The 26,512-nt window shown below is 68.0% G+C and carries 27 protein-coding genes; 11 read left to right on the plus strand and 16 right to left on the minus strand.

The window, feature by feature from the left end:
- Positions 1–20: 20 nt before the first annotated feature.
- Positions 21–1,400 (minus strand): glutaminyl-peptide cyclotransferase, encoded by a 1,380-nt coding sequence (locus tag G6N46_RS28435; RefSeq protein WP_191260192.1) that lies wholly within the window; start codon positions 1,398–1,400, stop codon positions 21–23.
- A gap of 71 nt (positions 1,401–1,471) precedes the next feature.
- Here G6N46_RS28435 and G6N46_RS03170 point away from each other — a divergent pair, with 71 nt between their 5' ends.
- From G6N46_RS03170 to G6N46_RS03190, 5 genes are all read left to right on the plus strand, one after another.
- Positions 1,472–4,009, plus strand: a complete 2,538-nt coding sequence (locus G6N46_RS03170) for a DEAD/DEAH box helicase (RefSeq protein WP_138249372.1) — start codon at positions 1,472–1,474, stop codon at positions 4,007–4,009.
- Positions 4,010–4,035: 26 nt separating this feature from the next.
- A complete protein-coding gene (locus G6N46_RS03175; protein WP_138249371.1) occupies positions 4,036–5,178 on the plus strand; it encodes an acyltransferase family protein in 1,143 nt (380 codons plus the stop codon).
- A gap of 9 nt (positions 5,179–5,187) precedes the next feature.
- On the plus strand, positions 5,188–5,688 hold the full coding sequence (locus G6N46_RS03180; protein ID WP_082762033.1) for a UCP032817 domain-containing protein: 501 nt from the start codon (positions 5,188–5,190) through the stop codon (positions 5,686–5,688).
- Positions 5,689–5,752: 64 nt separating this feature from the next.
- Positions 5,753–6,343, plus strand: coding sequence for a hypothetical protein (locus tag G6N46_RS03185; RefSeq protein ID WP_234789667.1), 591 nt, complete (start codon positions 5,753–5,755; stop codon positions 6,341–6,343).
- A 53-nt stretch (positions 6,344–6,396) separates the two neighbouring features.
- The gene (locus G6N46_RS03190) at positions 6,397–6,672 is read left to right on the plus strand and encodes a hypothetical protein (protein ID WP_061003681.1); all 276 of its coding nucleotides are present in this window, start codon (positions 6,397–6,399) and stop codon (positions 6,670–6,672) included.
- Positions 6,673–6,681: 9 nt separating this feature from the next.
- Here the strand turns inward: G6N46_RS03190 and G6N46_RS03195 are convergent, their stop codons facing one another.
- The 12 genes from G6N46_RS03195 to G6N46_RS03250 form a co-directional block, all read right to left on the minus strand.
- Positions 6,682–7,365 (minus strand): sensor domain-containing protein, encoded by a 684-nt coding sequence (locus tag G6N46_RS03195; RefSeq protein ID WP_138249370.1) that lies wholly within the window; start codon positions 7,363–7,365, stop codon positions 6,682–6,684.
- Between the two features lie 183 nt (positions 7,366–7,548).
- Positions 7,549–8,190, minus strand: coding sequence for an FKBP-type peptidyl-prolyl cis-trans isomerase (locus G6N46_RS03200; RefSeq protein ID WP_138249369.1), 642 nt, complete (start codon positions 8,188–8,190; stop codon positions 7,549–7,551).
- A 10-nt stretch (positions 8,191–8,200) separates the two neighbouring features.
- Entirely contained in the window at positions 8,201–8,815 is a 615-nt protein-coding gene (locus tag G6N46_RS03205) for a class I SAM-dependent methyltransferase (RefSeq protein ID WP_061003665.1), read from the minus strand.
- Positions 8,816–8,841: 26 nt separating this feature from the next.
- Positions 8,842–10,749, minus strand: coding sequence for a transketolase (locus G6N46_RS03210; protein WP_235688621.1), 1,908 nt, complete (start codon positions 10,747–10,749; stop codon positions 8,842–8,844).
- Between the two features lie 35 nt (positions 10,750–10,784).
- Positions 10,785–11,618: a DUF4436 domain-containing protein gene (locus G6N46_RS03215; RefSeq protein WP_133427472.1), complete on the minus strand. Its 834-nt coding sequence runs from the start codon at positions 11,616–11,618 to the stop codon at positions 10,785–10,787.
- 36 nt (positions 11,619–11,654) lie between these two features.
- Positions 11,655–12,215: a cysteine hydrolase family protein gene (locus G6N46_RS03220; protein WP_138249367.1), complete on the minus strand. Its 561-nt coding sequence runs from the start codon at positions 12,213–12,215 to the stop codon at positions 11,655–11,657.
- 44 nt (positions 12,216–12,259) lie between these two features.
- Positions 12,260–12,958, minus strand: coding sequence for a hypothetical protein (locus G6N46_RS03225; protein ID WP_138249366.1), 699 nt, complete (start codon positions 12,956–12,958; stop codon positions 12,260–12,262).
- The gene (locus tag G6N46_RS28340; protein ID WP_174814011.1) at positions 12,955–14,718 is read right to left on the minus strand and encodes a vWA domain-containing protein; all 1,764 of its coding nucleotides are present in this window, start codon (positions 14,716–14,718) and stop codon (positions 12,955–12,957) included. Before G6N46_RS28340 ends, G6N46_RS03225 begins: the two co-directional genes overlap by 4 nt.
- Positions 14,709–15,185 (minus strand): hypothetical protein, encoded by a 477-nt coding sequence (locus tag G6N46_RS03235; protein ID WP_138249365.1) that lies wholly within the window; start codon positions 15,183–15,185, stop codon positions 14,709–14,711. Before G6N46_RS03235 ends, G6N46_RS28340 begins: the two co-directional genes overlap by 10 nt.
- On the minus strand, positions 15,175–16,041 hold the full coding sequence (locus tag G6N46_RS03240; RefSeq protein WP_138249364.1) for a DUF58 domain-containing protein: 867 nt from the start codon (positions 16,039–16,041) through the stop codon (positions 15,175–15,177). Before G6N46_RS03240 ends, G6N46_RS03235 begins: the two co-directional genes overlap by 11 nt.
- A gap of 7 nt (positions 16,042–16,048) precedes the next feature.
- Positions 16,049–17,050, minus strand: a complete 1,002-nt coding sequence (locus tag G6N46_RS03245; RefSeq protein WP_061003540.1) for an AAA family ATPase — start codon at positions 17,048–17,050, stop codon at positions 16,049–16,051.
- Between the two features lie 12 nt (positions 17,051–17,062).
- The gene (locus G6N46_RS03250; RefSeq protein ID WP_138249363.1) at positions 17,063–18,244 is read right to left on the minus strand and encodes a zinc-dependent alcohol dehydrogenase; all 1,182 of its coding nucleotides are present in this window, start codon (positions 18,242–18,244) and stop codon (positions 17,063–17,065) included.
- Between the two features lie 113 nt (positions 18,245–18,357).
- On the opposite strand from G6N46_RS03250, the gene G6N46_RS03255 reads away from it, so the two are divergent.
- A complete protein-coding gene (locus G6N46_RS03255; RefSeq protein ID WP_133427477.1) occupies positions 18,358–18,849 on the plus strand; it encodes a flavin reductase family protein in 492 nt (163 codons plus the stop codon).
- Positions 18,850–18,875: 26 nt separating this feature from the next.
- Here the strand turns inward: G6N46_RS03255 and G6N46_RS03260 are convergent, their stop codons facing one another.
- Positions 18,876–19,892, minus strand: a complete 1,017-nt coding sequence (locus tag G6N46_RS03260) for a TIGR03617 family F420-dependent LLM class oxidoreductase (protein ID WP_138249392.1) — start codon at positions 19,890–19,892, stop codon at positions 18,876–18,878.
- A gap of 107 nt (positions 19,893–19,999) precedes the next feature.
- Here G6N46_RS03260 and G6N46_RS03265 point away from each other — a divergent pair, with 107 nt between their 5' ends.
- The 5 genes from G6N46_RS03265 to G6N46_RS03285 all read left to right on the plus strand — a co-directional run bounded on the left by G6N46_RS03265 (position 20,000) and on the right by G6N46_RS03285 (position 23,861).
- Positions 20,000–21,295 (plus strand): HNH endonuclease, encoded by a 1,296-nt coding sequence (locus G6N46_RS03265; protein ID WP_163692571.1) that lies wholly within the window; start codon positions 20,000–20,002, stop codon positions 21,293–21,295.
- A gap of 54 nt (positions 21,296–21,349) precedes the next feature.
- Complete coding sequence (locus G6N46_RS03270) at positions 21,350–22,336, plus strand: NAD-dependent epimerase/dehydratase family protein (protein WP_133427480.1); 987 nt, start codon at positions 21,350–21,352, stop codon at positions 22,334–22,336.
- A gap of 8 nt (positions 22,337–22,344) precedes the next feature.
- Entirely contained in the window at positions 22,345–22,779 is a 435-nt protein-coding gene (locus tag G6N46_RS03275; RefSeq protein ID WP_133427509.1) for a VOC family protein, read from the plus strand.
- 190 nt (positions 22,780–22,969) lie between these two features.
- Positions 22,970–23,215, plus strand: coding sequence for a hypothetical protein (locus G6N46_RS03280; protein WP_135356191.1), 246 nt, complete (start codon positions 22,970–22,972; stop codon positions 23,213–23,215).
- A gap of 121 nt (positions 23,216–23,336) precedes the next feature.
- Positions 23,337–23,861 carry a lipoprotein LpqH gene (locus G6N46_RS03285; RefSeq protein ID WP_179967681.1) on the plus strand — a complete coding sequence of 175 codons (525 nt, stop codon included), beginning with the start codon at positions 23,337–23,339 and terminating at the stop codon, positions 23,859–23,861.
- Positions 23,862–23,864: 3 nt separating this feature from the next.
- On the opposite strand, the gene G6N46_RS03290 is transcribed toward G6N46_RS03285, so the two are convergent.
- Together G6N46_RS03290 and G6N46_RS03295 are read right to left on the minus strand one after the other, a co-directional pair.
- Positions 23,865–25,367, minus strand: a complete 1,503-nt coding sequence (locus tag G6N46_RS03290) for an amino acid permease (protein ID WP_061001305.1) — start codon at positions 25,365–25,367, stop codon at positions 23,865–23,867.
- Positions 25,367–26,428 (minus strand): Glu/Leu/Phe/Val dehydrogenase dimerization domain-containing protein, encoded by a 1,062-nt coding sequence (locus tag G6N46_RS03295; protein WP_138249361.1) that lies wholly within the window; start codon positions 26,426–26,428, stop codon positions 25,367–25,369. Before G6N46_RS03295 ends, G6N46_RS03290 begins: the two co-directional genes overlap by 1 nt.
- Between the last annotated feature and the right edge of the window lie 84 nt (positions 26,429–26,512).

The following is a 26,512-nucleotide window of genomic DNA, read 5'->3' on the forward strand; positions in this document are numbered from 1 at the left end:
ATCGTCACACCCGGCGGCCGTCAGCGCACCTGAATTTCCGCTTCGGTCGCCGCATCGAACCGGACCCGGTACACGGCCGGCCAGTACTTGCCCGTGACCAGGAACTGCCCGTTGCCGTCGGGCCCGCCGAGATGCGCGATGCCGTTGAGCACGCCGGCTTCGCCGTGCCAGGCAGCCTCGCGCAGACCGGTGGCGTACACGACCGCCGTGACGACGCCCGTGGCGGCGTCGACCTCGATGATCTGGTCGGTGGGGAACACGTTGGCCCAGATCCGGTTGCCGACGCAGTCGAGGCTGTTGAGTCCCGGCACGCGAATTCCGTTGTAGGTCACGGCCAGAGTGCCGGTTTCGCGCATGTCGTCGAGTCGGTGGATGCGCAGTACCGCGGACCCGTCGCTGCGGATCAACCGGTCGCCGGCGCGGCACAGGCCCCAGCCCTGACCGTCGAGCGGTACCTCCCGCAGCATGGTCAGCGTGGCCTTGTCCCACTCGATGGCGACGCCGTTCTCGTAGGTCAGCTGCCACAGGTGCGCGCCGGCGTCGGCGATGCCCTCACCGAAATAGGCGGGCGGCAGCGGAACCACGCGACGCAACTGTCCGGTATCGGCGTCCAGTTCGCGCAGCTCGGATTTTCCTTCGAGACCCGTGCTCTCATACAGCGTCGCGCCGTCGACGAACATGCCCTCGGTGAAGGCGACGGGGTCGTGATCGAACCGTTCGAGTACGACGGGTTGGAGTCTGGCGACCTGATCGGCCGCGGCGGTGGGGATCCCGGCCACCACGATCAGGAGCGTGCCGACTGCCGTCAGCGTCACGGCGGTGATCGCGGCGGTGTGTTCCTGTACCCAGTGGCGCATCCGCTCCAGGCCCTTCTCGGCGTACCGCGAGGCCACCAGGTGCGCCAGGATGGGAGCGGCGGTGGTTGATCCGGCCAGGGCGACGAAAAAGCCGATGGCACCGGCTTTTTCGGTGGGTGCGGTCAGCAGGGCGTCGATGGCCACGCCGCCCGCGACGCACGCCAGGATGAACTTCGGGTTCGCGACGGCGAAGACCAGCCCGGTGACGCCGGTGACCAGTGGCGACGCGGACTGCAGCCGGGTGAGCCAGCCCGTCGCCTGCGCGTAGTGCCTGCGCCGCAGCCACGTGACGACACCGAGCGCGACCAGCACGATGCCGATGCCGAGCTGCAACCGGGAACTGGTCGCGGCGGCGTGGGACTGCCCGACGGGCGAGACCAGCACCACTGCGCTGATGACGGCGGCCATCCCGACGAGCCACCCGCAGAGGTACGTCAGGCCGGTGCTGCGGGGCCGGTCCGAGTACAGCAGGAGCAGCACCGGCGGCAGGACCGCCATCGGAGACAGCGCCACGATGAGCGCGTCGGGGATCAACCACGTCACACGAGCCATCCTGCCCAAGTGTCCGCCCGGCGCGGACGTCCGGCCGGTGATCGGGCAGGCTGGAGCACACGATGGCACCCCGCATATCCCTCTTGGACGACCCCGCCGACCTGTCCGCGCTGCGCGCGACGGGCGCTGACCCCGACGAACTGCTGGCATCGTTCGCCGCGTGGGCCGAGGCGTCGGGGACCGCGCTGTACCCGGCGCAGGAGGAGGCCCTGATCGAGCTGGTGAGCGGCGCCAACGTCGTGCTGGCGACGCCGACCGGTTCCGGCAAGTCGCTGGTGGCCACGGGCGGGGTGTATTTCGCGCTCGCGGCGAACCGGCGCAGCTACTACACCGCGCCGATCAAGGCCTTGGTCAGTGAGAAGTTCTTCGCCCTGTGCGACGTCTTCGGCGCCGCCAACGTCGGCATGCTCACCGGCGATGCCGCGGTCAACGCCGGCGCGCCGATCATCGCGTGCACGGCCGAGATCCTCGCGAACATCGCGCTGCGGGAAGGTGCCGACGCGGACATCGGGCTCGTCGTGATGGACGAGTTCCACTTCTACGGTGACCCCGACCGCGGCTGGGCCTGGCAGGTGCCACTGCTGGAACTGCCCAGGGCCCAGTTCCTGTTGATGTCGGCGACGCTCGGCGACGTCACGGTCCTGCGTGAGGACCTCACCCGCCGCACCGGCCGGCCGACGGCTCTGGTGGCCGGCGCCGAGCGCCCGGTGCCGCTGTTCTACAGCTACGCCACCACCGCGATGCACGAGACCATCGCCGACCTGTTGCAGACCAAGCAGGCGCCGATCTACGTCGTGCATTTCACCCAGGCCGCCGCGCTGGAGCGGGCGCAGGCGCTGATGTCGGTCAACGTGAGCACCAAGGAGGAGAAGGCGGCCATCGCCGAGCACATCGGGGGCTTCCGCTTCACGACGGCGTTCGGTTCGACGCTGTCACGGCTCGTGCGCCACGGCATCGGCGTGCACCATGCCGGCATGCTGCCCAAGTACCGGCGCCTGGTGGAACAGCTCGCCCAGGCCGGGCTGCTGAAGGTCATCTGCGGCACCGACACCCTCGGCGTCGGCATCAACGTGCCGATCCGCACCGTCGTCTTCTCGGCGTTGTCGAAGTACGACGGCACCCGCACCCGGCTGCTCAATGCCCGCGAGTTCCACCAGATCGCCGGCCGCGCCGGGCGGGCAGGCTACGACACCGCGGGCACGGTCGTGGTGCAGGCCCCCGAGCACGAGGTGGAGAACCTCAAGCAGTTCGCCAAGGTCGCCGACGATCCGAAGAAGCGCCGAAAGCTGGTGCGCCGCAAAGCGCCCGACGGCATGGTGCCGTGGGGTGAGAACACCATGAAGCGCCTCGTCGAGGCCGCGCCGGAAGCACTCACGAGCAACATGCGGGTGTCCACGGCCATGATCCTCGACGTCGTCGACCGCCCCGGTGACCCCTGTCTGGCCATGCGCCGGCTGCTCGGTGAGAACCATGAGCCGCGCAAGAGGCAGCTGCGGCACATCCGCGAGGCGGTCGGCATCGCGCGCTCACTGCTGCAGGCCGGCGTGCTGGAACGTCTCGCCGAACCCGAGGAAGACGGCAGGCGCTACCGGCTCACGGTCGACCTGCCGCCGGATTTCGCGCTGAACCAGCCACTGTCGACTTTCGCGCTCGCGGCGGTCGAGCTGCTCGACCCGGATTCGGAAACGTTTGCGCGCGACGTGGTTTCGGTGATCGAGGCGACGCTGGAGGACCCACGCCAGATCCTGGCGGCCCAGCTGAAGAAGGCCCGGGGTGAGGCCGTCGCGGCGATGAAGGCCGAAGGCATCGAATACGACGAACGCATCGAACTGCTCGACGACATCACGTATCCGCGTCCGCTCGATGAACTGCTGACGCACTGCTTCGAGGTGTACTGCCGGAGCAACCCGTGGGCCGCGGACGGGCACCCGGCCCCGAAGTCCGTCGTGCGCGAGATGTGGGAGCGGGGGCTGACGTTCAAGGAGTACGTCAGTGCCTACGGCCTGACCCGCACCGAGGGCGCGGTGCTGCGGTACCTGTCCGATGCTTTCAAGGCGCTGCGCTCGGGAGTGCCGGCCACCGCCCGGACCGACGAGTTCACCGACATCGTCGAATGGCTGGGTGAGCTTGTGCGCCAGGTTGATTCGAGCCTGCTCGACGAATGGGAGCAACTGACCAGCGCCGATCAGGTCGACGAGGTGGCGGTGATGGCGCCGGTGCGGCCGCTGACCGGCAACGAGCGGGCATTCACCGCTATGGTCCGCAATGCGTTGTTCCGCAGGGTGGAGCTGTGGGCCCGGCACCGCTGGGACGAGCTCGGGGCCCTGGACTCCGGGTCGGGGTGGACAGCGCAGCGCTGGGAAGAGGTGGGGGAGCAGTACTTCGCCGAACACGAGGACATCGGCACCGGGGCCGACGCGCGCGGCCCGGCGATGCTGATCTTCGACCGGGCGCCCGACGTGTGGCGCGTCCGGCAGATTCTGGACGACCCGGCGCACGATCATGACTGGGGCATCGACGTGGAGGTCGACCTGCGCGCGTCCGACGAGGACGGCGCGCCGGTCATCCGGGTCGTCGATGCGGGGCTTTTCGGTAGCTGAGCGCGCTTCTCGGGCAGACTGGGCGCATGACCGCCCCTGCCGCCGAGCCCGTCAGCGGCACCCGTGGGTTCCTGCCTGCGGTCGAGGGGTTGCGGGCGGCCGCGGCCCTGGGGGTGGTGCTCACGCATGTGGCATTGCAGACGGGCTACACCGACGGGGTCGCCGGCCGGTTGCTGGCGCGCTTCGACCTGGCGGTGGCCGTGTTCTTCGCGTTGTCGGGTTTCCTGCTGTGGCGTGGTCACGCGGCTGCGGCGCACGGGCTGCGACCCGAACCCGAGGCGGCGCCGTACTACCGGTCCCGGCTGGTCCGGATCATGCCCGCGTATCTGCTGACGGTGGTCGCGGTGTTGACCCTGTTGCCGGACGCCCACCGCGCGGACCGGGCGGTGTGGCTCGCGAATCTGACCCTGACGCAGGTCTTCGTCCCCAAGACGCTGATCGCCGGGCTCACGCAGATGTGGAGCCTGTCGGTCGAGATGGCCTTCTATCTCGTGGTGCCGTTGTTGGCGGTCCTGGTCGCGAAAGTGTCACTGCGCCTGCGCGTTCCGGTGATCGCGGGCGTGGCGCTGCTCAGTTTCGGTTGGGGTTATCTGCCGATCCCGGCGTACCACGGGGCCAATCCGCTCAACTGGCTGCCGGCCTACGCCTCGTGGTTCGCCGTGGGGATGTTGTTGGCGGAGTGGATGTTCCGGCCGTACGGCTGGGCACATCGGTTGGCTCGGCAGCGCTCGATCCTGATGGCGGTGGCGGTCGTCGCGTTCCTGGTGGCAGCATCGCCGCTGGCCATGCCCGGCGGCCACCAGCACGCAACCCTCGGCCAGTTCATCGTGCGGACGGCGCTCGGGGCCGTCATCGCCTGGGCCCTGCTGGCGCCGCTGGTCCTGGACGTCCCGGACGGCCGGCACCGGGTACTGGCCAGCGCCCCGATGGTGACGCTCGGCCGCTGGTCGTACGGCCTGTTCCTCTGGCACCTCGCCGCCCTCGACATGGTGCTCGCCATGATCGGGCAGACGACGTTCCCCGGCGCACTACCGGTCGTGATGGTCCTGACGACGACGTTCGGCTTCGCGGTGGCCGCGGTGAGTTACGCGCTGCTCGAGGAGCCGTGCCGGCTGGCGCTGCGGCGCTGGGAAGCCCGGCGCCGGACTGCGGCGGCGGTCGCGACCTAGAGTTGCGGTGTGCGATTCAAGCGTCAGGGGCCGCTGGACCAGATGAACGCCGCGGTGGCCGATCTGGAACTGCCCGAGGCCGTGTACAAGACATGTCCTTGGCAGCCGCGGGATCTCGTGACCGAGGGCCTGCGGCAGTGGTTGCGGTGCTGCGGCGCGGCAATGCGGGACGGTCAGGTGATCGGTATGCCGTCGCACGCCGTCGACGAGGCCTGGCACGGCCTGATTCTCTGTACCGCAAGGTATTCGGCGTTCTGTGACGCGGCATATGGCCAGTTCCTGCACCATCATCCCGAAGGCGGGGCGCCCGCCGGTGCCGTCTCGGAGCCGATGCACGAGCAACTCCGGCGGACGGTCATCGCCTGGGAGAAAGTCGCCGGACCCGATGAGGTCTGCGTGCTGTGGGACCTCGACGAACGGGTCGGCGTCGACAAACCGTGGGGAATCGCGGCGGCGCGGGTCGAGGAAGTCAGGTCGGCATACCGGGCTTTTCAGGTCCGAACGAGATGACGGGGGCCGGTACACGCGATAGCCTGACCCGTTACGGACGCCGGTGAAAGGACAGACGAGCATCTTGAAGACCGAGCGACAGCGTTTCCAGCCGCCAGTGATCGTCGGCGGCATCTTGCTGGCCGGTGCGCTCGCTGCGGCCGGTCCGGCTGCGGCGGACCCCGCCACACCGACGACACCCGCACCCGGCCAGCCGGTCGTGGAGCCCGCGAGCGGTCCCAGCGGCCCGGTGGCCGCGCCGCCGATCGGCGCTCCGACGGTGCCCGAGCTTCAGGACCAGACCTACGGCGCGGGAAGCACTCCGGGCCAGCTCGGCTACCTGCGGGACATCTGGCACACGTTCCACAGCGGCAACCCGATCGAGGCGCTCACGATGCCGCCCGAGGAGGCCCCCGGGCCACCGCCCGGTGCGGGGCCGGCGCCCAAACTGCCCCCGGGCTTCATCTCGCTGACCGATCCCGGGTCGTCGAACCCGATCGTCGACACCGGACCCAAGACCGGCGGACCGGCGCTGCCTCCGGGCTATTACCCGTTGAACGGCCCGCCGCCGCCCGGGTATTACGACGCCCCGGGTTCGGCGCCGGCGACTCCGGCGCCGGGTGGTCCCGGCGCGCCACCACCAGCTGCCGGATTCGCGCCCACCCCATCGCACTGAGCGCGCGGGGTAATGTGATTACACACGCTAAGTAATCACAGAGGAGCATACGCATGTCGACCGTCAGAAAGACCTTGTCCGCCGCCGCCGTCGCGGGTTCGCTCGCCGCGGCCGCGCTCGGCATCGGTATGCCGCTGGCCGCCGCTCAGCCGCCGCCACCGGCGCCCGGACTGGGTGAGGAGCCGCCGGCGTGGGCCCCGAAGAAGCCGGCTGAGGCGTGGGACGGTCAGCCCGTCGTGTGGACCTCGGCATGGGGAGGTCGCTGGGGCGTCTGGATCAACGACGGCTTCATCCCGCTGACGTCGAACCCGGTCACCAACGGCGGATAACCGTCGTCGTCACCATCGTGCTGCGACGTTGGTGCCGATCTGATTGGCAATCTGGACCGCCGTGTCCGCCGGATCGGGACTGCACGTGTTGATGTCGATGATGACGTTGTTCTTGTGTGCCAAGGCGCGGCCGCACGCCCAACCGGGTGCGGCCGCGTCTTGCTCTGTCGAGACCACGCTGAGCGTGTCGTGCGCGTTGGTGATGTGCCCGACGGACCACTGCGACTGACTCTGCGTGTGCGTGTACTGCTTGCACGCCGGCCACAGCTGCGCCGACGTGTTGAAGAACTCCTGCGCCTTGTCCTGCGTCGGGAACAGGACCACAGCCTGCTTCAGGTAGTGGGTGAACTTGTCCCCGTCGTTCATGCTCTGTTCGCGCTCGGCCCAGAAGCCACTGCCCGCATACACCGCGGCTTCTGCGGCGCCGTCGATGACGAGGCACTCGGGCGGCGCCATCGTGGCGCTGTTGTCCGACATGGTGGCCTGGGCGCTGAGCACCGTCATGGCCGCCGATCCCATGGTCGCGTTGACCTGCTCGGGGCTGAGCAGCAGACCGTCCAGTTCACGTTCGACCAGGGGCCGGGCCACGAGCGGCGGCGTGGTCACCGGCACTGCCGTGCCCGCGGTGCTACCACATCCTGCGGCCAGGGCAGCGACCATGACGACGGTGACGGTGCCGACTGAGCTGCGCATATATCCTCCCGTCGCGGCAGCGGCGACCTACTGACATGCTGCGCTGTCCTCCCCAGCGCGGCACTCCAACGCCTCCATTGTGGCGTCAGTTCAGGTCGGGGCCGCCTTTGCTCGACGGTGTTTCGCGGTAACGATGAACCAAGTTCTTGATAACAGGTTCGCCGCGAAGCCGCAGCCCGATGATCAGTTCGACACGTCGAGGATCTTGATCGCGAAGACCAGCGAGTCACCCTTCTCGATGCCCGCACTCGGCTGGCCGTCGGGGTAGCCGTCGGCCGACGTCATCGCGACCGCGACGGTGGAGCCGACCTTCTGCCCGGCGATGGCCTTCTGGAAGCCGGGCACCACGCGCATGAGCGAGAAGGTGGCCGGCGCGCCACGGTCGTAGGCGCTGTCGAACTTTGATCCGTCACGGCCGTTGAAGCCCGCGTAGCAGACCGAGACCGTCGCGGTTTCGGGGACGACGGGGCCGGTGCCGGCCTTCAGCGTCTGTACCTGGGTCTGGTTCACGCTGAACGGGCCCTTGACGGTGACGACCGGGGCCGCAGTGTCGGTGGATCCCGTCACGGCCACGCTGCCGGTCGCGCCGCCCAGCGTCCACTCGGGTGCGCCGCCCTGTCCTTCTGCCGTCGGGCAGGTGCGGGCGGCCGCGGTCGAGGAGTTGTCGAGCGCGGTCGCCGCGCTCGGGGTCGTGGTCACCAGCGGCGCCTGGGTGGTGGTCGCCGCCGGTGCCTTTTCGTCGGAGCCACACGCGGTGAGGGCGACGGCGAGTGAGGCGGCGCAGGCGGTCAGTGCAACGGTGGAAGACACGCGGGAGAAGTTCACCGGTGCCACGCTACCGGGGCGGGATCGGGATGAGGACCGCGACCAGGAAGTCGGATTTGTCGGTGAAGACCCGCAGATCCCAGGTGGACAGCAGTAGATCCGGCGTGAGGCCGGCTTGGCTGGCGTCCTGGAAGAACTGGTTGAACTCGTAGTCGCGGCCCGCGCCGAAGCCGATGACCACGCGGCCGTCGTCGGCGAGGTGGGCGCGGAGCCGGGAGAGCACCTGCACCCTGGTGCTCGGGGCGACGAACGTCATCACGTTGCCGGCCGACACGATCAGGTCGAACGGTTCTGGGATCCCGCGGGCCGGCAGGTCGAGTTCGGCGAGGTCGCCCACCAGCCAGCGTGGTCCGGGGTGGTCCGCTTCGGCGGCGGCGATCAGAGCGGGATCGACATCCACCCCGACGACGTCGTGCCCGGCCGCTGCGAGGTATCCGCCGACCCGGCCGGGGCCGCAGCCGGCGTCGAGGATCCGCGCGCCGCGGGCGGCCATCGCGTCGATCAGGCGGGCTTCGCCGACGATGTCCTCACCATCCCGAGCCAGGGTCCGGAACCGTTCGATGTACCACTGTGAGTGGCCCGGATCGGCTTCGACCTTCTGCATCCACAAGCTCTGCTCGCCCATATGTCCCATTGTTGCAAGCCCGGACTTCAGTGGCTGCCGACCACGCTCTTGGCGATCAGCATCGTCGCGGCCTCCCGGATGTGGTCTGCGTCGATGCCGGCCCAGGCGAGCAGCTCGCGTGTCGTTCCCGACCCGGGCATCCCGCGGACCGCCAGATGCGCGAGGCGGATATCGGCCAGCTCGTGAGCGACGAGGGCGTCGAGCACCGCCGACCCGAGACCACCCTCGGGGTGGTGATCCTCGGCGACGACGACGCGGCCGCCGGTGGCGCCGACGGCTGCGGCGACGGTCGCCGCGTCCATCGGCTTGACCGAGTAGCAGTCGATGACCCGCGCGGTGATGCCTTCGCCGGCGAGTTGTTTTGCCGCGCTGAGGCATTCGTGCACCGTCACGCCGGCGCCGATCAGGGTGACGTCGTCGGCCTCGGATGCGCGCAAGAGCTTGGCACCGCCCACCGGAAACTCCTCGGTGGCGTCGTACAGCACCGGATAGGCGCCACGCGTGGTGCGCAGGTAACAGATTCCCGGTGTCTCGGCCATCGCGTGCACCAATGCGACGGTGCTGGTGGCATCACTCGGGTAGAGCACGACGGCATCGTGGACGGCGCGCATCATCGCGATGTCCTCGAGTGCCATCTGCGAGGGACCGTCTGCGCCGATTTCGACACCGGCATGGGAACCAACGAGTTTCACGTTCGCGCCCGAGATCGCGCCCATGCGAATGAAGTCGTAGGCGCGCGTCAGGAACGCCGCGAACGTGGACGCGAACGGGATGTAGCCGCGGACGCCCAGGCCGGTGGCCGCGGCCACCATCTGCTGTTCGGCGATGAACATCTCGAAGTAGCGGTCGGGGAACTTCTGCGCGAATTCGCCTGCGTGGGTGGAATTTCCGACCTCGCCGTCGAGTGCGACCACGTGACGGTTGTGACTGCCGACGGATACCAGCGCAGCGCCGTAAGCCTTCCGGGTGGCGACGTCCGCACCGAGTTCGTAAGTGGGGAGGTCCACGGCCTCGACGGCGTCCCACTCCTCTGTCGGCGCGGGAGCCGGCGGCTCGAGGCTGCGCACGATCAGCCGGCGCCGGCCGCCGAGTTCGGCGATGGCCCGTTCGGCCATGTCCTCAGGGAAGGGTTTGCCATGCCAGTCCGGGCTGTCCTCTACCTCCGAGAATCCTTTGCCTTTGACGGTTTTCGCGATGATCACCGTCGGCCGGTCCACCGCTTCCGGCGCGGCCACGCTTGCCAGCGCGTCATCGATCGCGGCGAGGTCGTGGCCGTCGATGACGAGCGTGCGGGCACCGAAAGCCTGACACCGCCGCTCGTAGGCCGCGACGTTCCAGCCGAGGTCCGTCGGGCCGCGCTGTCCCAGCCTGTTCACATCGATGAGGGCGACCAGGTTGTCCAGCTTGTAATAGGACGCCTTGTCGAGCGCTTCCCACATGGAGCCTTCGGCCATCTCGCTGTCGCCGCACAGCACCCAGACCCGGTAGGGCAGGCCATCGAGGTATTTCCCGGCCAGCGCGAGTCCGATGCCGTCCGGCAGCCCCTGGCCGAGTGAGCCGGTCGCGACGTCCACCCACGGCAACACCGGGGTGGGATGACCTTGCAGGCGCTGCCCGAACCGGCGGTAGCCGTCGATCAGCTCGTCGTCGGTGATCGCACCGACGGCCGCGTACGCCGAATACAGCAGCGGCGACGCGTGCCCCTTCGAGAAGATCAGGTGGTCGTTGGTGACGGCGGCCGGATCGCGCCAGTCGTAGCGCAGATGGCGGGCGACGAGGACGGCGACGAGATCCGCGGCCGACATGCTCGACGTGGGATGACCGGATCCCGCGCTGGTACTGGACCGAATCGAATCCACCCGCAGGCGGGCGGCGAGTTCGGCCACGGTGTCCATGGGAGTTGTCGGTGGCGGCGCAGGTGGTGTCGTGTTCACAGTGGGCTGGTACCCGGTGTCGAGCCCGGAACACCCTATTCGGGCTTGAGATGCCGCCACCAGCACGTGATGTAGAGACTCATCGACGCCACCAATATCACGATCACCCACAGCACGACCGACACGTCGATCCATGTTCCGATGGGTGGCGCGTCGGGCAATGCGTTGCGCAGTGGCACCACAGCGAAAAGCATTGCGGCAAACCATGTCGTCATCGGCGGCTGGAACCTGCGGCGATTGCGTGCGGTCTGAACGGCCACGACCGCACCCAACGTGGCAATGGTGATGAGTGCGCCGACGAGCACCGCGGCGAACGCGGCTGTGCTCGGCGAGCGTTGCGCGTCGACGCGATGGACGCCCGGTATGGCGCCATTCCGGTCGGCCGGAGTATGGAACATCCAGCCCGGCACACGATCGAAGAACGCGGGCGTCACGCGGATCGGTACATGCGACGCGCCACGGAACAATTCGACGGTGATCGGGCCTGATCGGTAGCGATCGAATGGGTAACCGCCAGGGTCGCCGGACAGGATCAGCGCGACCGGGAACACGTCGGGCACCATCCCTTTGGTCCATGTACGCCGGGTGGGCGTGACCGCGGATTGCACTGCGACACTGAGGTCTTCGAGCAGGCCATGAGTTTGGGGATCCAGTAGCGCCGGTCCGGGCACCACTGTGACGTTGGCGACCATGTCGCCCTTGACCGAATGGACTTCGTTCAGGTCGATGGTGACGGTGGTGCCGTCTGTTGTCGGCGTCGCTTCGCTGAGCTGGCTGGGGTGTCCCAGTCCGGTGCTCGCATACAGCGCAATCGTCGTGATGTACAACGCGATGACGACCACCACGCCGGCGATTACCCGCACCTTCATCGACGCCCCCTCCTGCGCTACTGACAGGAGTGTAAATTAGTCCCGCGGCCGGCTGTTCAGATCCAGGCACCGCGTGGATTCGACGATCTGGGCTCCCATGTTGCGCTGCATCATCTTCAGGGCCGCTTCGCCGAGTTGCGGGTCGATGTGCGCGACCGCGTCGGGCGGGACGATGACGTCGTAGTGCCGCAGGTGCCCGTCGAGGGCGCTGTAGAGAATGCACTGCTCGGTGACCTGTCCCGTCAGGATCAGCGTGCCGACCCCACGCTGCCGCAGCAGGTAGTCGAGCGCGGTGGCATAGAAGACGCTGTGCCGAACTTTGATCAGGAAGGTGCTGCCGTCCGTCGGGACCAGAGGCCTGACGAGTTCAGGATGACGCCCGGACAGCGCGACTTCGACAATGCCTTCGCCGCCGACGCTGAAGTCCTCATGGTTGTCGTTGACGTACACGACGTCCACACCGCCGTGTGACCGCGCCGCAGTGAGAAGCCGGTGCAACGGATCGAGCATCTCGGCGACGTTCGTCGCAAGGTCCTCACCGTCTTCGTGCCGGTAGTCGTTGATCATGTCGATGATCAACAGGGCGGTGTCACTCACCGATGGTGCATACCCGGACCACACCGCGGGCACACCTGCCGCCGTCACTGCGCCGCGTCGCGCAGTATTTGTTGCAGCCCCCGCAGCGGGTCTCCGGCATCGGGTGGTGGCAGGGGCGGCGGGAGCGTCGACGAGGCGTCCCCGGATGCGGGTGGCGGCGGCGGTGGTGGTGCCTCTGGACGCGGCGGTGGTGGCGCGGTCGGCGGCCGGTCCGTCGTCGCGAGCTTGGCGTCCAGGCGGGGCAGGGCCTCGGCACGGATCCGGCGGCGCTCGGGGTCCGCGTCGGTATTGCCGGCGAAACAGTTGGCGGGCGCGTGCGTGACGACGTCTCTGGCTGCGGTGTAGAGCCGGACGGCGGTGTCATGGTCGCCCGCCGCGGCGGCCTGATCGCCGAGGGTTTCCCGGATCAGCTCGAGGTTGACCCGGACCGGGCACGACCGGTCGGCCGCGGTGCGAGCCAGGGCGTCGCCGAACTCGCGGTCGGCGTCGTCGAGCCGGTGCTGCAGCACCGCGAGGCTCCCGCCGGCGTATGACGTCCGGGCTGGTTCGATCACGTTGAACCGGTGCAGGATTGCGATGTCGTCGGACAGCGCAGCGGTATCGCGGTGTGCGTAATCGGTGACCACCGAATCGCCGACCACTGCGACGGAGGCCAGCTTCGCGGCGAGGATCAGCACGACCGCGACGACGGGTGCCGAGACCAGGAGTAGTCGGCGACGCAGCCTCTGTCGGTCGGTTTTCACAGCCGCACCCGATCCAGCCGGGTGCGGGCGGCTTCCCGCAACGTGAGAAACAGCTCGACGAGCAGGAGCACGGCGGCGAGCCCGGAGAGCACCCAATAGAGTTCCGTTCCGCTGTCAGCCCGGCCGGTGGGCTGTTCGGCGGGGCGGCCGACGTCGGTGAGTGCCTCGGCCGGCAGTCCCGCTTCCGTGCGCTGTACATACGGCACGCCGATCTGCTGGGCAACGGCGGGCAGTGTGGGGGCCGCGTCGTCGCCGTAACCGAGCACCGCGCCGCCGGCGACCACGCCTTCTGGTAGATCGAATTCCCGCTGCGGAGTGGCAGATTCCGGCGTTCCGGCGCCGAGGTAGTAGACGAGGTTCTTGGCGTCCGGGTATTGCTGGACTGCGCTGAGCAGCTGGTAGCGCAGCACCGTACTCGCCGCTCCGGCGTCGGGCGGCGTCAGCTCCGTGGTGCGATACGTGACGGGCGTCGTGACGACGGGCTTCAGACTCCACCCATCGGCCGACAGCGGCCATTCCACTGCGGGGCCGGAAGCGAATCCGACGACGGCGAACCGCGCCGTCGGGTAGCGATCGATCAGTTGCGCGATGTCGGCGCTCGCCTCGGCCGCGCGGGAACGGCCGTCGGGCCCTGGTGCGGTCATGTTCGACGAGCGGTCGATGACCAGGAAGATGTTCGGCTCGCGGGCGCCCGCGGTCTGGGGCGGCGGCGCTGTCGCGCCGATGGTGGGGCGGATGGCGGCCGCGATCAGCAGCAGCGCGGTCACACCGAATCCGGCCCAGCGCCACGTGCGCCATCGCGCGTGTTCGGTGCTCCGGCGTCGCCACCAGGCGGCGGCGCACACTGCGAGGAGGGCCACCAGGAGCGCGACGTCCGGCGTCTCGACCGGTTTGGCGGCGACGTTCGTCCGATCCGCCGGCGGCGGATGTCGGGTGATGTCGCGCAACGACGCACCGATATCGGTGGCAGAGTGTGACATGCCGCCGGTGTCGAGCACGAGCCCCGAAACCGTGCCCCCACCATCGCCGACGATGATCGCGTTGACCTGAATTTTATTGGCGGCAGCCAAGTTTCGAAGTGCGGCGGCGGTGAAGAGCCGGCCGGCATCGCCGTTCGATGCTTCAGGCCCGACATAGATGAGTGACCGGCGCGTTGTCGATGAGCCGGCCGCCGGCGGGAACCCGGCCATGCACAGCGCCAGCAGGTCGTCGGTGTTCGGGGTGTAGCCGGTGTAACGCACCGGCGCCACAAACGGTCTGGCGTCGCTCCGCTTGATCTGACGGGAGTACGCGGTGAACTCCGCGGCAGCGTACTGGTAGTCCCGGGTCAACGGGACGACACGGCGATTGGCAGACGTGAGCCCGATCCGCTCGGTGCTGAATCCGCGGGCGGAATCGGCGAAGAACTGCAGCGTCGCGGTCACGGGGGCATCGGTCGCCGGGGCTCCGGCGCAGATCATGATGTCCTGCGGCGCAGCGGCTTCGGACCGGTGGTTCAGTGTGGGCAGCCCGGTCGGTCGTGCCGTGGCCACGACGGCGGCGCCGAAGCCCACCACGAGCAGCGCGACGGCGGACCATACCGAGATCGCGTTCCGGCGTCGCGCCCGGCGATACTCGGGCAGCCGCGTCAGGCGGTTGGTGTTGGCCAGCGGCCGCAAGTCGCCGGGGCGGTGGCGGTGCGGCCACAGCACGGCGAACGCCACACACGCCGCCAGCGCGACGCATCCGGCGATCGCCGCAACCCGCCAGGTCAGCTCCATCGCATGACCAGCCCTTCGGCAGTCACGCAGGCATCGCCGACATCGACGGCCGAGCGCGGATTGAACTGCACGTCAACGAGTTCGGACAGCAATGGTGCGGCGGCGCCCGCGGGACCGGCCGCGATGGCGCCGACATGCATGTACTGAACCCGGAGCCCAGTCGCCGAACGCAGGAACCGGCGCAGTTCGCGGCTCAGCGCCGCCGCGGCGGCCGGCGCCGAGAGGTCCCCGGATCGATGGCGGCGGGCGATGCCGCGAATGTCCCGGACCGCGCGCAACTTGATCATCTCGTCCCGCACGACGCGGATCAACCGCACCTCGCCGATCCGCCGAGCTGGCGACGTCGTCATGAACAGCCAGGCATACCAAGCGATCACGCACAGGATCAGCGCGGCCGCGAGCCACGGCCACCACGCGGAATAGGGCGTGGGGCCGATTACGTACCGCAGCAGATCCTCATCTGGCACGTGCGTAGACCCCCGTCATCGCCGTCAACGCAGGTTTGATGCCGGCGCTCCCGCCGATACGCGCATGTGGTACGCCGGACACCGTCAAGAACTCTGAAAGATGCTGGCGCCGTGCGTCTTCCGAGCGCTGGTAGGCCTCCGAGACGGCGCGGTCCAGTGCCGCCGGCGGCAGCAGGAACTGTCCATCGGCGGCGTCGTAGCTCCGGCCGCTTTCGGGTCCCACCGGCGGCATGTCGGTCACCAACGCCCACAGCACGTCATGCCGGGCTGTCAGCGATCGCAGCACGTCGCGTAAGGCGTCACTGATGTCAGGCTCGTCGGACACCACGAACACCAGCAGCCGGTGCCGATAATGCGTTGCGAGCCAACGCAGCTGGACGAGCAGATCGCTGCGCGCCGGTGCCTCGCCGGCCAGCTGCAGGTAGTGGTGCAGCATGCGCTCGATATGGGTCTCGCCGCGGCGCAGCCGGGTGTCGATGCAGCCCCGGCGGTCACCCGTGACCAGGCCGATCTCGTCGGATCGACGCAACGTCATGAGCCCGATCGCGCCGATGACATGCGCGATGATGTCCTTCTTGAGTTCTCCCGACGGCGCCAGCGCCGACACATTGCGGCCGGCGTCGGCGACCACCACGATCTTGTGGTGTTTCTCGGACACGAACTGCTTGATCAGGGTGTGGCCGGACCGGGAACTCGCCTTCCAATCGATGTCGCGGACGTCGTCGCCCGGGACGTAGGGGCGCAGTTCGTCGAACTCGAGGCTCCGGGTGTGGATCAGCGCGTAACGGCCGCCTTCCAGCAGGCTGCCCGGGTCGCGGCCGATGTGAATTTTCGCGGCGTCGAGGTGTTTCCCCATGTCGGCCTCACGGCACCGGGACCGTCTGAAGTACCGCGTCGACCACCGCATCGGGCGTGATCCGCGCGCTCGCGGCCTCGAAACCGAGAATCAGCCGATGGCGCAGCACCCGGTGGGCGAGCATCGAAATATCTTCGGGTACAACGTGTCCGCGGTCGTGGATGACGGCGAGCGCGCGGGCGGACCGGCAGAAGGCAATGGTCGCGCGGGGGCTGGCGCCGTATTCGATGAGTCGGGCGAGGTTGGACGGTAGGTGCTGGGCAGGTTCACGCGTGACGGCGACCAGCCGGCTGGCGTACGCGACGAGTGCGCGATCGAGGTGGACCGAGCGAACGATCTCCTGCACCCGGCGGACGTCGTCGAGGGATACCACCGGGGCCGGATGACGGTCGCGGTCGTATCGTCCGGCGTCCATGCGGTCGATCATCTCGATCTCGTCGGTGATCGACGGGTAGTGCACGAGCTCTTTGAGCATGAACCGGTCGGTCTGCGCCTCGGACAGGGGATAGGTCCCTTCCTGGTCGACGGGATTCTGGGTGGCCATGACGAGAAACGGCTCGGGTAGCGGGTATTCGACCCCGGCGATCGTGGTCTGGCGTTCCTCCATCGCCTCGAGCATCGCGCTCTGGGTCTTGGCGCTCGAGCGGTTGACCTCGTCGAGCAACACGATGTTGGCGTGCACCGGGCCCAGCTGCGTGGTGAACGAGTTGGTGTCGGCCTCGAAGATCTGCGTGCCGATGATGTCGCTCGGCAACAGATCCGGCGTGCACTGGATGCGGCGGAAGCTGCCGCCGACCGATCCGGCCAGCACCCGCGCCGCCGTCGTCTTGGCCAGACCGGGAACGCTCTCGAGCAGCAGGTGACCACCGCCGAGCAACGCGACGAGCATCGTTTCACGCAGGTGCTGCTGGCCCACGACCTGGTGTGAGAACGCCGACGCCACGGCGCCCACGATGTCTCGCGCCTCGGCGATATCGCCTTGGCCGGGCTGCATTCTGGGTAGCGTCATCGGTCCTTCCACTCACGGCTTGAGCATCACCTTCACGGCACCGTCCTGTTTCCTCTGGAAGATGTCGTAAGCATGTGGTGCATCATCAAGGGGCAGAACATGACTGGCGAACGTGTCGACACCCAGCGGGTCGTCGTCGCCGAGCAGCGGCAGGATGTCGTCGACCCATTTCTTGACGTTGGCCTGGCCCATGCGCAACTGAATCTGCTTGTCGAACAGCGTCAGCATCGGCAGGGGATCCGCCATCCCGCCGTACACGCCGATCAAGGAGATGGTGCCGCCGCGGCGGACGATGTCGATGGCCGAGTAGAGCGCATGAAGTCGATCCACCCCGAAGTTCTGCATCATGGGTTTGGCCACCATGTCGGGAAGGGTCCCGGTCATGCGCTGAAGCGCTTGTGCCACCGGCGATCCGTGGGCTTCCATACCCACCGCGTCGATCACCGAGTCGGTGCCGCGGCCGTCGGTCAACGCGCGGATGGTGTCGCCGACGCTGCCGTCAAGCGCGTCGAGGTCGACGGTGTGGATGCCGCGCAGCGTGGCCCGAGCCAGCCGTTCCGGAACTCGGTCGACGGCGATCACCCGATACCCCAGGTGTTGGGCGATGCGCGCGCACATGTCACCGATCGGCCCCAAACCGAGCACCGTGACGCTGCCGCCTTCCGGGATATCGGCGTAGGCGACGGCTTGCCACGCCGTGGGCAAGACGTCCGACAGGTAGACGAAACGCGAATCCGGCGGTCCCTCAGGGACTTTGATGTGGGTGAACTGCGCCTGCGGCACCCTGAGGTATTCGGCTTGGCCACCCGGCACCTGGCCGTACAGCTCCGAATAGCCGAACAGTGCCGCGCCTTTACCGTGGTCGCGAACCTGCGTGGTCTCGCATTGCGTGTACAGCTGCTGGTCGCACATGTAGCAATGCCCGCAGGAGATCTGGAACGGTACGACGATCCGGTCACCGACAGATAGCCCGTCGACGTCGCTGCCGACCTCACGAACGATGCCCATGGGTTCGTGCCCGAGAATGTCGCCCTCGTGCATGAACGCGCCGAGCACCTCGTAGAGGTGCAGATCTGATCCGCAGATGTTCGTCGAGGTGACCTCGATGATGGCGTCGGTAGGTGTCTCGATCCGGGGATCGGGCACTGTGTCGACGCGGACATCTCGTCGGCCATGCCAGGTAACTGCCTTCACAGAAGACTCCCATCTCCGGTAGCGACCATCGACGGGGCCCGTTGACGGTTTGCAAGAATTGAGCTGTGGCTACCCCAACTCCGGTATCCCAAAACCCGAGGCCAGGACCGGTGATGACAGCAGACAGCGCATTTGAAGACTTCGTCGACCTACTCGACTACCCGATGTTCGTGGTCACGGTGCAGGCCGACGGTCAGACCGGCGGATGCCTCGTCGGCTTCGCTACGCAAGCCAGCATCGACCCCCCGACATTTCTCGTCGGGCTGTCCACGCAGAATCACACGACGTCGGTCGCCCGGACGGCGACGCACCTCGCGGTGCACCTGCTGCCGCGCGGCGAGTTGAAGGTGGCCGAACTGTTCGGCGGCGAGACCGGCGATGCCGTCGACAAATTCCGGCAATGCGACTGGCATGTCGGACCGGAAGGTACGCGCATCCTCGATTCCGCGCTGGCATGGTTCGTCGGCGAGATCATCGGAAGGTTCGATATGGGCGACCACATCGGCCATCTGCTGGCCCCCGTCGCCGGCGGAAGCTCAGGCGCCCAACGCCGGCCGGTGTTCTTCGCCGACGTCAAGGATCTCAGCCCGGGGCACGGCGCGTAGGCAGGCCCCACGAAGTCCTCCAGACGCTAGCGCGCTGACAACCGCCGGGCGATCTCGCCGTACCGCTCGAAACGGTCGGAACCGCCGAGCGCGTTGTAGAGGACCACGCGGCTGGCCACGCCCTCGTACTTGGCGATTAGCTTGTCCGCCAGGTGATCCCACGTGGATTCGGTGGCGAACGCGGCGATGTGGTCGTCGGTGATCTGCGCCATCATGCCCGCCATGTCGCCGGCTTTCTGCTTCTCCCGCAGGCGCGCCGTGGTGCCTTCGAAGCCGGCCTCGTCCCAGATGAACGCGTAGTTCGGCGTGCTGCCGTAGAAGCTCATGCTGGCGCGGACGAACTCGCGTTCGTTGTGCCGTTCCTCGTCGGTGTCGCCGACGATCGTCATGGCCGGGATGATCGTGTCGATGTCGGCAGGGGAGCGGCCCGCCTTCTCGGCGCCGGCAGCCACGTTGGGCAGCACGTGGCGGGCGACGTAGCCCGGCTCGCCGAGTGGGTGGATGTGCACGCCGTCGGCGACCTCACCGGCCATGCGCAGCATCCACGGGTTCACCGCGGCGATGTCGACCTTGGGATCGGGCGCATCGATGGGGCCGGGGCTCCACTGGGGCGTGATGAAGTCCATGTCGTAGAAATCGCCGTGATGGTCGAGCTTGCCGGTCCGGAAAGCCGTGAAGCATGCCTTCACGGCGCGCACGTAGTCGCGCAGTCGCGGGCCCGGCTGTTCGAAGGGCATGCCGTAGCGGCGCACCACGTGCGTCCGGACCTGGGTGCCGAGACCGAGCCTGAACCTGCCGCCGGTGGCTTCCTGCAGTTCCCACGCCGACGCCGCCGTGACGAAGGGACTGCGCGGAAACGCGACGGCGACACCGGTGGACAGCTCGAGGCCGGGAGCGGCCTGGGATGCGACCGCCGCGCTCAGATATGCGGTGCGGCCGGTCTCGGTCAGGAGGAGACCGGAGAATCCGGCTGCCTGCGTGCGCTGGGCGAGTGCGCCCATCTGGACCAGAGGCTGCGGAACTGTCATCACGTCGACGTGCACAGTGGGCAGCCTACGGCCGCGGCGCTTGCCGACGGCGAGATACGCAGCACCACAGGAAAAGTCGCTGTCGGCGGTACTTGTCGTGGGCAGGGTGTACATTCGAACGTATGAGCGAAGCTTTGGTGGACCCCGACGCCGACGAGGCGGCGTTGTCGGGTCGCATGGCGGAGCTCGAGCGGGTCAAGGCGCGTGCGGCGGCCGAGCAGGCTCGGATTGCGGCGGCACTTGAGGCGCGGCGGGTGGCGGCGGCCGCGGCGGGTGGGCCGCGGGTGTCGCGGGCCGCGCTGGGCTCGGAGATCGGGTTGGCGCGGCGCGAGTCCCCGCATCGGGGTGAGCGGTTGATGGCGATGGCCCGCATCCTGGTCGCAGACATGCCGTGCACGCTGGCCGCGTTGGAATCGGGTGTGCTCTCCGAGCACCGGGCCGAGCTGATCACCAAAGAGGCGGAATGCCTGTCGGTGTTGGATCGCCGGCTGCTGGATGCCGAATTGTGCGCCGACCCCGCCACCGTCGACGGTAAAGGTGATGCGGAGATCACCGCCGAGGCCAAGCGGATCGCCTACCGGCTCGATCAGGAGGCGATCGTGCAGCGGGCGCGCCGCGCGCCGGCCGGGCGCCATGTCCGGTTCCGGCCCGCCGCTGACGGCATGGCCACCGTGAGCGTGCGGCTACCGGCCGCCGAAGGCCGCGCCATGCATACCGCGCTGTCCGATGCGGCGGCGAGCACGCTGGCCTCGACACTGCCGGGCACGACGGTACCGGCCGGGTTGGGCCGCACCCACGACCAGATCATGGCCGACGTGATGGTGCAGCGGGTCACGGGCCGCAACCCGGTGCAGTCGCCGGTGCCGGTGACGGCGAACCTGGTGCTCTCCGATGAGACCCTGCTCGCCGGTGGCTCAGAACCGGCGCATCTGGAGGGGTATGGGCCGATCCCGGCCGAAATCGCCCGCGATCTCGTCGTGGCCGGCGCGCTCGATGCCCAGGGCGCGGCCGCGGTGCGGCGCCTGTACGCCCAGCCCGGCACCAACAAGCTGGTGGCGATGGAATCCACCGCGCGGGCGTTCCCGAAAGCCCTGGCCCGGTTCATCGCGCTGCGCGATCAGATCTGCCGCACCCCATACTGCAACGCCAGGATTCGGCACACCGACCACATCCGGCCGCACGCGCAGCATGGCCCCACCAGCGTGCACAACGGTCAAGGCCAATGCGCGCACTGCAACTACGTCAAAGAAGAACCCGGCTGGCACGCGGCCACCACATACGACCGGCACGGCCGCCACACCGTCACCCTGACCACCCCGACCGGCGCGGTCTACACCTCCACCGCACCACCAGGGCCCGAAGCGCTGCGCGTCTTCACCCGCGATGTCTACATCGCGCGGATCCACCCTGCGGCGTAATGGCAAGTACTAGCGTCTGGGCAGCGACAGTTCACTTCGGAGGGGGTAGGCGTCATGCGGGTGCTGGTCACGGGCGGGACCGGGTTCGTCGGTGGTTGGAGTGCGAAAGCCATTGCGGACAAGGGGCATTCGGTCCGCTTCCTGGTGCGCAACGCGTCTCGGCTGCAAACCAGTGTTGCCAAATTGGGCGTCGATGTCTCTGACCATGTGGTCGGCGACATCACCGATCGCGACTCGGTGCTGCGCGCGCTGGACGGGTGCGATGCGGTGCTGCACGCCGCGGCGCTGGTCGCCACCGACCCGAACCAGACGGCGCAGATGCTGAGCACCAACATGGACGGTGCGCGAAATGTGCTGGGCGGCGCCGTGGAACTGGGCCTCGATCCGATCATTCACGTCTCGAGCATCACGGCGCTGTTCAATCCCGATGTCGACAAGCTCGAGGCCGATCTTCCGGTGTTCGGCGGCACCGACGGCTATGGGCGGTCCAAAGCGCAGGTCGAGATCTACGCCCGCGGCATGCAGGACGCCGGGGCTCCGGTGAACATCACCTATCCCGGCATGGTCATGGGTCCGCCGGTCGGCGACCAGTTCGGCGAGGCCGGCGAAGGTGTGGCCCAGGCACTTCAGCTCGGGGCGATTCCGGGACGTAGTGCGGCGTGGACCGTCGTCGACGGTCGGGACCTGGCCGATCTCCACGCGGCGTTGCTCGAGCCCGCCAAGGGTCCCCGCCGTTATATGGCGGGCGGCCACCGCATTCCGGTGGACGAGCTGGCTCGGCTGCTGAGCGAGGTCGGTGACAAGACCATGTTGTCCGTTCCGATTCCCGACACCGTGCTGCGGATGGCCGGTCAGGTACTTGATCGGCTGGGACCGCTGCTACCGTTCCAGACGCCGTTCACCGAAGCGGCGATGCAGTACTACACGCAGATGCCGGACTCGGACGACACCCCGAGCGAACGCGACCTCGGTGTCACCTACCGCGATCCGCGCATCACACTGGCCGACACCGTCGCCGGCCTCCGCAATCTGGGCCGCTGAGGTGAATGATGGCTGAAGTCAGGAAGTTTCAGGTCACCTTCGACTGCGCGGTACCTGAGCGCGTGGCGCGATTCTGGTGTGACGTGCTGGGGTACGTGGTGCCGGCGCCGCCGCCGGGATTCGCATCGTGGGACGACTTCGATCGCGCGCTGCCATCCGAGCATCAAGGTTCGAAGTTCGCCTGCGTCGATCCCGAGGGGATTGGGCCCCGCTTGTTCTTTCAGCGCGTTCCCGAAGGCAAAGCGGTGAAGAACCGGGTGCATCTGGACGTGCGGGTCGCCACCGGGCTGGCCGGGGACGAGCGCCTTGCGGCGCTCGAGACGGAGTGCGAGCGGCTCGTCGCGCTCGGGGCGGTGCGGGTGCGGCTGCTGCCAGCCGATGACATCAACGAGTCGTGCATCGTCATGCAGGACGTGGAGGGTAACGAGTTCTGCCTCGACTGACCTCAGTCCGTTTATGGCTGCCGGCGTGGGGTATTCACCAATTGCCTGAGGCGCCAGGTCCGCTCTTTCGGGGTCGGGGCAAGCTCGCCAGGTAGGAATGCGATGCCGCATCCGTCGCGGACCTTGACGCGTGAGGCCATGCAGTCAAGGCAAGGACGAGGCAATGACCATCAAATGACTGACCGCAACGATGACGCTGACCGGGAGCCTGGCCGCCGGACTGTTCGGTGTCGCCGGCGGTATCGCAACAATGTCGCCGACCGAGCTGGGCAGCGGCGTCGCGGCCGCCGAGCCGAACGTGCCGCCGGCCATTCCACCGCCGTGGGCTCCGGTACAACCGAACCCGCCGTGGTGGGCTCCGGGCGCATCCGTGGTGTGGAGCCCGGCCATCGAGCGCTGGGGCTTCTGGTGGTTCGGCAATTTCATGCCGATGTAGGCAGGTTGCCGTAGCCACCGGAACGAGCCGGCCGTCGCATCTCAGAAAAGAAATGCGGCGGCCGGTTCAACGGCGTAGATGTTGATGAAGTCAAGTTGACGACGACAAGAGGGGTGCCAGGGTGAGGCAACAGGTTGCGATCGGTGCGGTGGGCATGGCCGCCGTCTTGGGGCTGGCCGGGTGCAGCGACGACAAGCCGTCGTCGGAGACGACGAGCTCGACCAGCAGCACAAGCAGCACGACCAAGACGTCGTCGGCCTCCAGCGCGACGGCCTCGCCCGCCCAGCCTCCGACCGGCAATCCACCGCCGGGTCAAGCCGAGGTGACCGTTGACGGGGCGCGCCAGAAGATCACGGGAAATGTGGTGTGCACCAACGCGGTCGGCAACTTCAACATCGCAATCGGACAGCAGGTTTCCGGAGTGGCGGTGGTGTTGACGCCCGACGCCGCGACCGTGCACTCGGTGATCCTGGGCAACGTCAACGGCGTCATTCTCGGTTACCAGCAGGGCATGTCGGGCGGTCAGGCCACCGCGTCCAAGGACGGCAACACGTACATCATCAGCGGTAGCGCTACCGGGGTGACGGCAGCGCTACCGCCTGTGATGGTGACCAAGCCCTTCGAGATTCGCGTTACGTGTAGTTGAGCGTCACGCCGCGATCTGGGTGACGTTGAGGTGCTTGTGCGCCTCGGGCCGCGGTCGTCCCATCATCGAATGCGACCGGCCGTAGACGAAGTAGAGCACCACGCCGATGGCCATCCAGATCAGGAACCGCAGCCACGTCTCGACTTCGAGGTTCAGCATCAGCCACAGGCAGGACAGCGCAGCCAGGATCGGGACCACGGGGACGAAGGGCACGCGGAAGCCGCGCTTGAGATCCGGCCGGGTCCGGCGCAGGATCGGCACACCGATCGCCACCAGGATGAAGGCGACCAGCGTGCCGATGTTGACCATGCCCGCGAGCGTGCCGAAGTCCACAAACGCTGCCAGCACCGCGCACACCACACCGACGATGACGGTCAATCGCACCGGGGTGCCGTGCTTGCCGGTGTGCGAGAGCCGCTTGGGGAGCAGGCCATCGCGGGACATCGCGAACAGGACGCGGGTCTGGCCGAGGAACATCACCATGACGACGGTCGAGAGGCCCGCCAATGCGCCGATGGAGATGATGTTCTTGGCCCAGGTGTCACCGTGGAGGGCGAATGCCGTTGCGAGGGTGGCATTCTCCCCTTGGAGCTGGGTGTACGGCACCATGCCGGTGAGTACGAAGGACACCGCGACGTAGCAGACGGTGACGATGGCCAGCGCGCCGAAGATGCCGCGGGGGACGTCGCGTTGCGGGTTGCGGGTCTCTTCCGCCGCGGTGGCGACGACGTCGAAGCCGATGAACGCGAAGAACGCGATGCTGGCGGCGGTCAGCAGGCCCAGCCACCCGAAGCTCGTTCCGCCAGTTCCGGTGAGCCAGGCCAGCATTGACTGGTGCACACCGTCGGCCTTCGCCGAGGGCTGCGCCGCCGGGATGAAGGGCGTCAGGTTCGAGGCCTTGAAGTAGGTGGCGCCGACGACGAGGATCAGCACGATCACGGAGAGCTTGATCGCCACGGCAACGGCCGAAACTCGCGATGACAGCTTCGTTCCGGTCGCCAGCAGCACGCCGACGATGGCGATGATCACCAGCGCACCCCAGTCGAACTTGACGGACCCGAGGTGCACGACGGGCGACACCGTCCCGCCGAGCACGTGGCCGAGATACTGCGACCAGCCTTTGGCGACAACGGATACCGCGAGCGCGAATTCGAGTATAAGATCCCAGCCGATGATCCACGCGACCAGCTCGCCGAAGGTGGCGTACGCGTAGGTGTAGGCGCTGCCGGCGACGGGCACGGTCGAGGCGAACTCGGCGTAGCACAGCGCGGTGAGCCCGCATGTGATCGCCGCGATGACGAAGGCGACCGACACGGCCGGCCCCGCCATGTTGCCCGCGGTCTGAGCGGTAAGGGTGAAGATGCCGGCGCCGATGACGACGGCAACGCCGAAAACTGTGAGATCCCTTGCCGTCAGGTCTTTGCGGAGCTTCGAATCGGGTTCGTCGGTGTCCCGGATCGACTGCTCGACCGACTTGGTGCGGAAAAGCCCGCCGCCGGCGCCCATCAGATGGCCCCGTCGAGCCGCTGTTCGGCGAACAGGTTCGCGGCGGCGCCGATGCTGATGCCCGCGTCGTTCGCGGAGGCGATGATGTCGCGGCAGCGGTCGAAGATGCGGGTCACGTCGGCTTCGACGGCAGCGCGGTCCGCGCCGTGCAGCTCACCGGCGACCTGGATGAGGCCGCCGGCGTTGGCGACGAAGTCAGGTACCCAGGTGATCCCGCGACGGCCGAGCAACAGCTCGACGTCGGGCGTCGCGAGCTGGTTGTTCGCGGCACCGCAGACCAGTTTCGCCTCGATGGTTTGAGCGCTCATAGGCGTCAGAGTAGCCCCGAGGGCACACGGAGCATAGACATCGACCGGGGCGTCGGCAACTGAATTGACGACGCGCACCGAGGGATGATCGCTCGACAGGCGCTGCAGTGCCGCGTCGTTCACGTCGGTGGCGAATACGTCGGCGCCATCGGCGAGCAGCAGGGCGATGAGTTCCCGGCCGACCTTGCCGACACCCTCGACACCGACGGTCCGGCCCGCCAACGTGGCTGCGCCCCAGACGGATTCGGCGCCGGCCCGCATGGCGTTGAAAACGCCCAGTGCGGTGAGGCGGGCGCTGTCACCTGAGCCGCCGGCGACGGCGCTGCGGCCGGTGACGTGCGAGGTGTACTTACCCATGATGTCGAGATCGTCGGTGTTGGTGCCGACGTCGCCGGCGGTGACATACCGTCCGCCGAGGGTGTTGACGTAGCGCGCGAAGGCCGCGAACAGCGCTTCGCTCTTGTCGCTCGTGGGATCGCCGATGATGACCGATTTGCCGCCGCCCAGGTTCACGCCGGCCGCCGCGGCTTTGTACGTCATGCCCCACGACAGCCGCAGGACATCCTCGAGCGCCTCGAACTCGTCGGCGTACGGGTACATGCGGCAACCGCCGAGGGCAGGACCCAGCGCCGTCGAGTGAATGGCGATGATGGCCTTGAGGCCGGACTCGGCGTCCTCGCAGAACACGACCTGCTCATGGCTGCGGGAGCTCAACTTGTGCGAGCGACCGAAGACTCCGGCGGGGGTGGGCATAGCTGTCACTACTGATTCCTTTCTGCTGCCGCATGTTTGGCGGCCTGGTTGACACTGCCGCAGGGGTGGCGGCAGGACATCTGG

It is taken from the genome of Mycolicibacterium phocaicum, assembly GCF_010731115.1.
In the GTDB taxonomy this organism is placed as follows: Bacteria; Actinomycetota; Actinomycetes; order Mycobacteriales; family Mycobacteriaceae; genus Mycobacterium; species Mycobacterium phocaicum.

Bases quoted from the DNA above. Each gene is read 5' to 3' on its own strand.
- G6N46_RS03170 (WP_138249372.1), top strand. From the start codon at position 1,472: ATGGCACCCCGCATATCCCTCTTGGACGACCCCGCCGACCTGTCCGCG.
- G6N46_RS03175 (WP_138249371.1), top strand. From the start codon at position 4,036: ATGACCGCCCCTGCCGCCGAGCCCGTCAGCGGCACCCGTGGGTTCCTG.
- G6N46_RS03190 (WP_061003681.1), top strand. From the start codon at position 6,397: ATGTCGACCGTCAGAAAGACCTTGTCCGCCGCCGCCGTCGCGGGTTCG.
- G6N46_RS03195 (WP_138249370.1), bottom strand. From the start codon at position 7,365: ATGCGCAGCTCAGTCGGCACCGTCACCGTCGTCATGGTCGCTGCCCTG.
- G6N46_RS03205 (WP_061003665.1), bottom strand. From the start codon at position 8,815: ATGGGCGAGCAGAGCTTGTGGATGCAGAAGGTCGAAGCCGATCCGGGC.
- G6N46_RS03215 (WP_133427472.1), bottom strand. From the start codon at position 11,618: ATGAAGGTGCGGGTAATCGCCGGCGTGGTGGTCGTCATCGCGTTGTAC.
- G6N46_RS28340 (WP_174814011.1), bottom strand. From the start codon at position 14,718: ATGGAGCTGACCTGGCGGGTTGCGGCGATCGCCGGATGCGTCGCGCTG.
- G6N46_RS03240 (WP_138249364.1), bottom strand. From the start codon at position 16,041: ATGGGGAAACACCTCGACGCCGCGAAAATTCACATCGGCCGCGACCCG.
- G6N46_RS03245 (WP_061003540.1), bottom strand. From the start codon at position 17,050: ATGACGCTACCCAGAATGCAGCCCGGCCAAGGCGATATCGCCGAGGCG.
- G6N46_RS03255 (WP_133427477.1), top strand. From the start codon at position 18,358: ATGACAGCAGACAGCGCATTTGAAGACTTCGTCGACCTACTCGACTAC.
- G6N46_RS03265 (WP_163692571.1), top strand. From the start codon at position 20,000: ATGAGCGAAGCTTTGGTGGACCCCGACGCCGACGAGGCGGCGTTGTCG.
- G6N46_RS03270 (WP_133427480.1), top strand. From the start codon at position 21,350: ATGCGGGTGCTGGTCACGGGCGGGACCGGGTTCGTCGGTGGTTGGAGT.
- G6N46_RS03275 (WP_133427509.1), top strand. From the start codon at position 22,345: ATGGCTGAAGTCAGGAAGTTTCAGGTCACCTTCGACTGCGCGGTACCT.
- G6N46_RS03280 (WP_135356191.1), top strand. From the start codon at position 22,970: ATGACGCTGACCGGGAGCCTGGCCGCCGGACTGTTCGGTGTCGCCGGC.
- G6N46_RS03290 (WP_061001305.1), bottom strand. From the start codon at position 25,367: ATGGGCGCCGGCGGCGGGCTTTTCCGCACCAAGTCGGTCGAGCAGTCG.
- G6N46_RS03295 (WP_138249361.1), bottom strand. From the start codon at position 26,428: ATGCCCACCCCCGCCGGAGTCTTCGGTCGCTCGCACAAGTTGAGCTCC.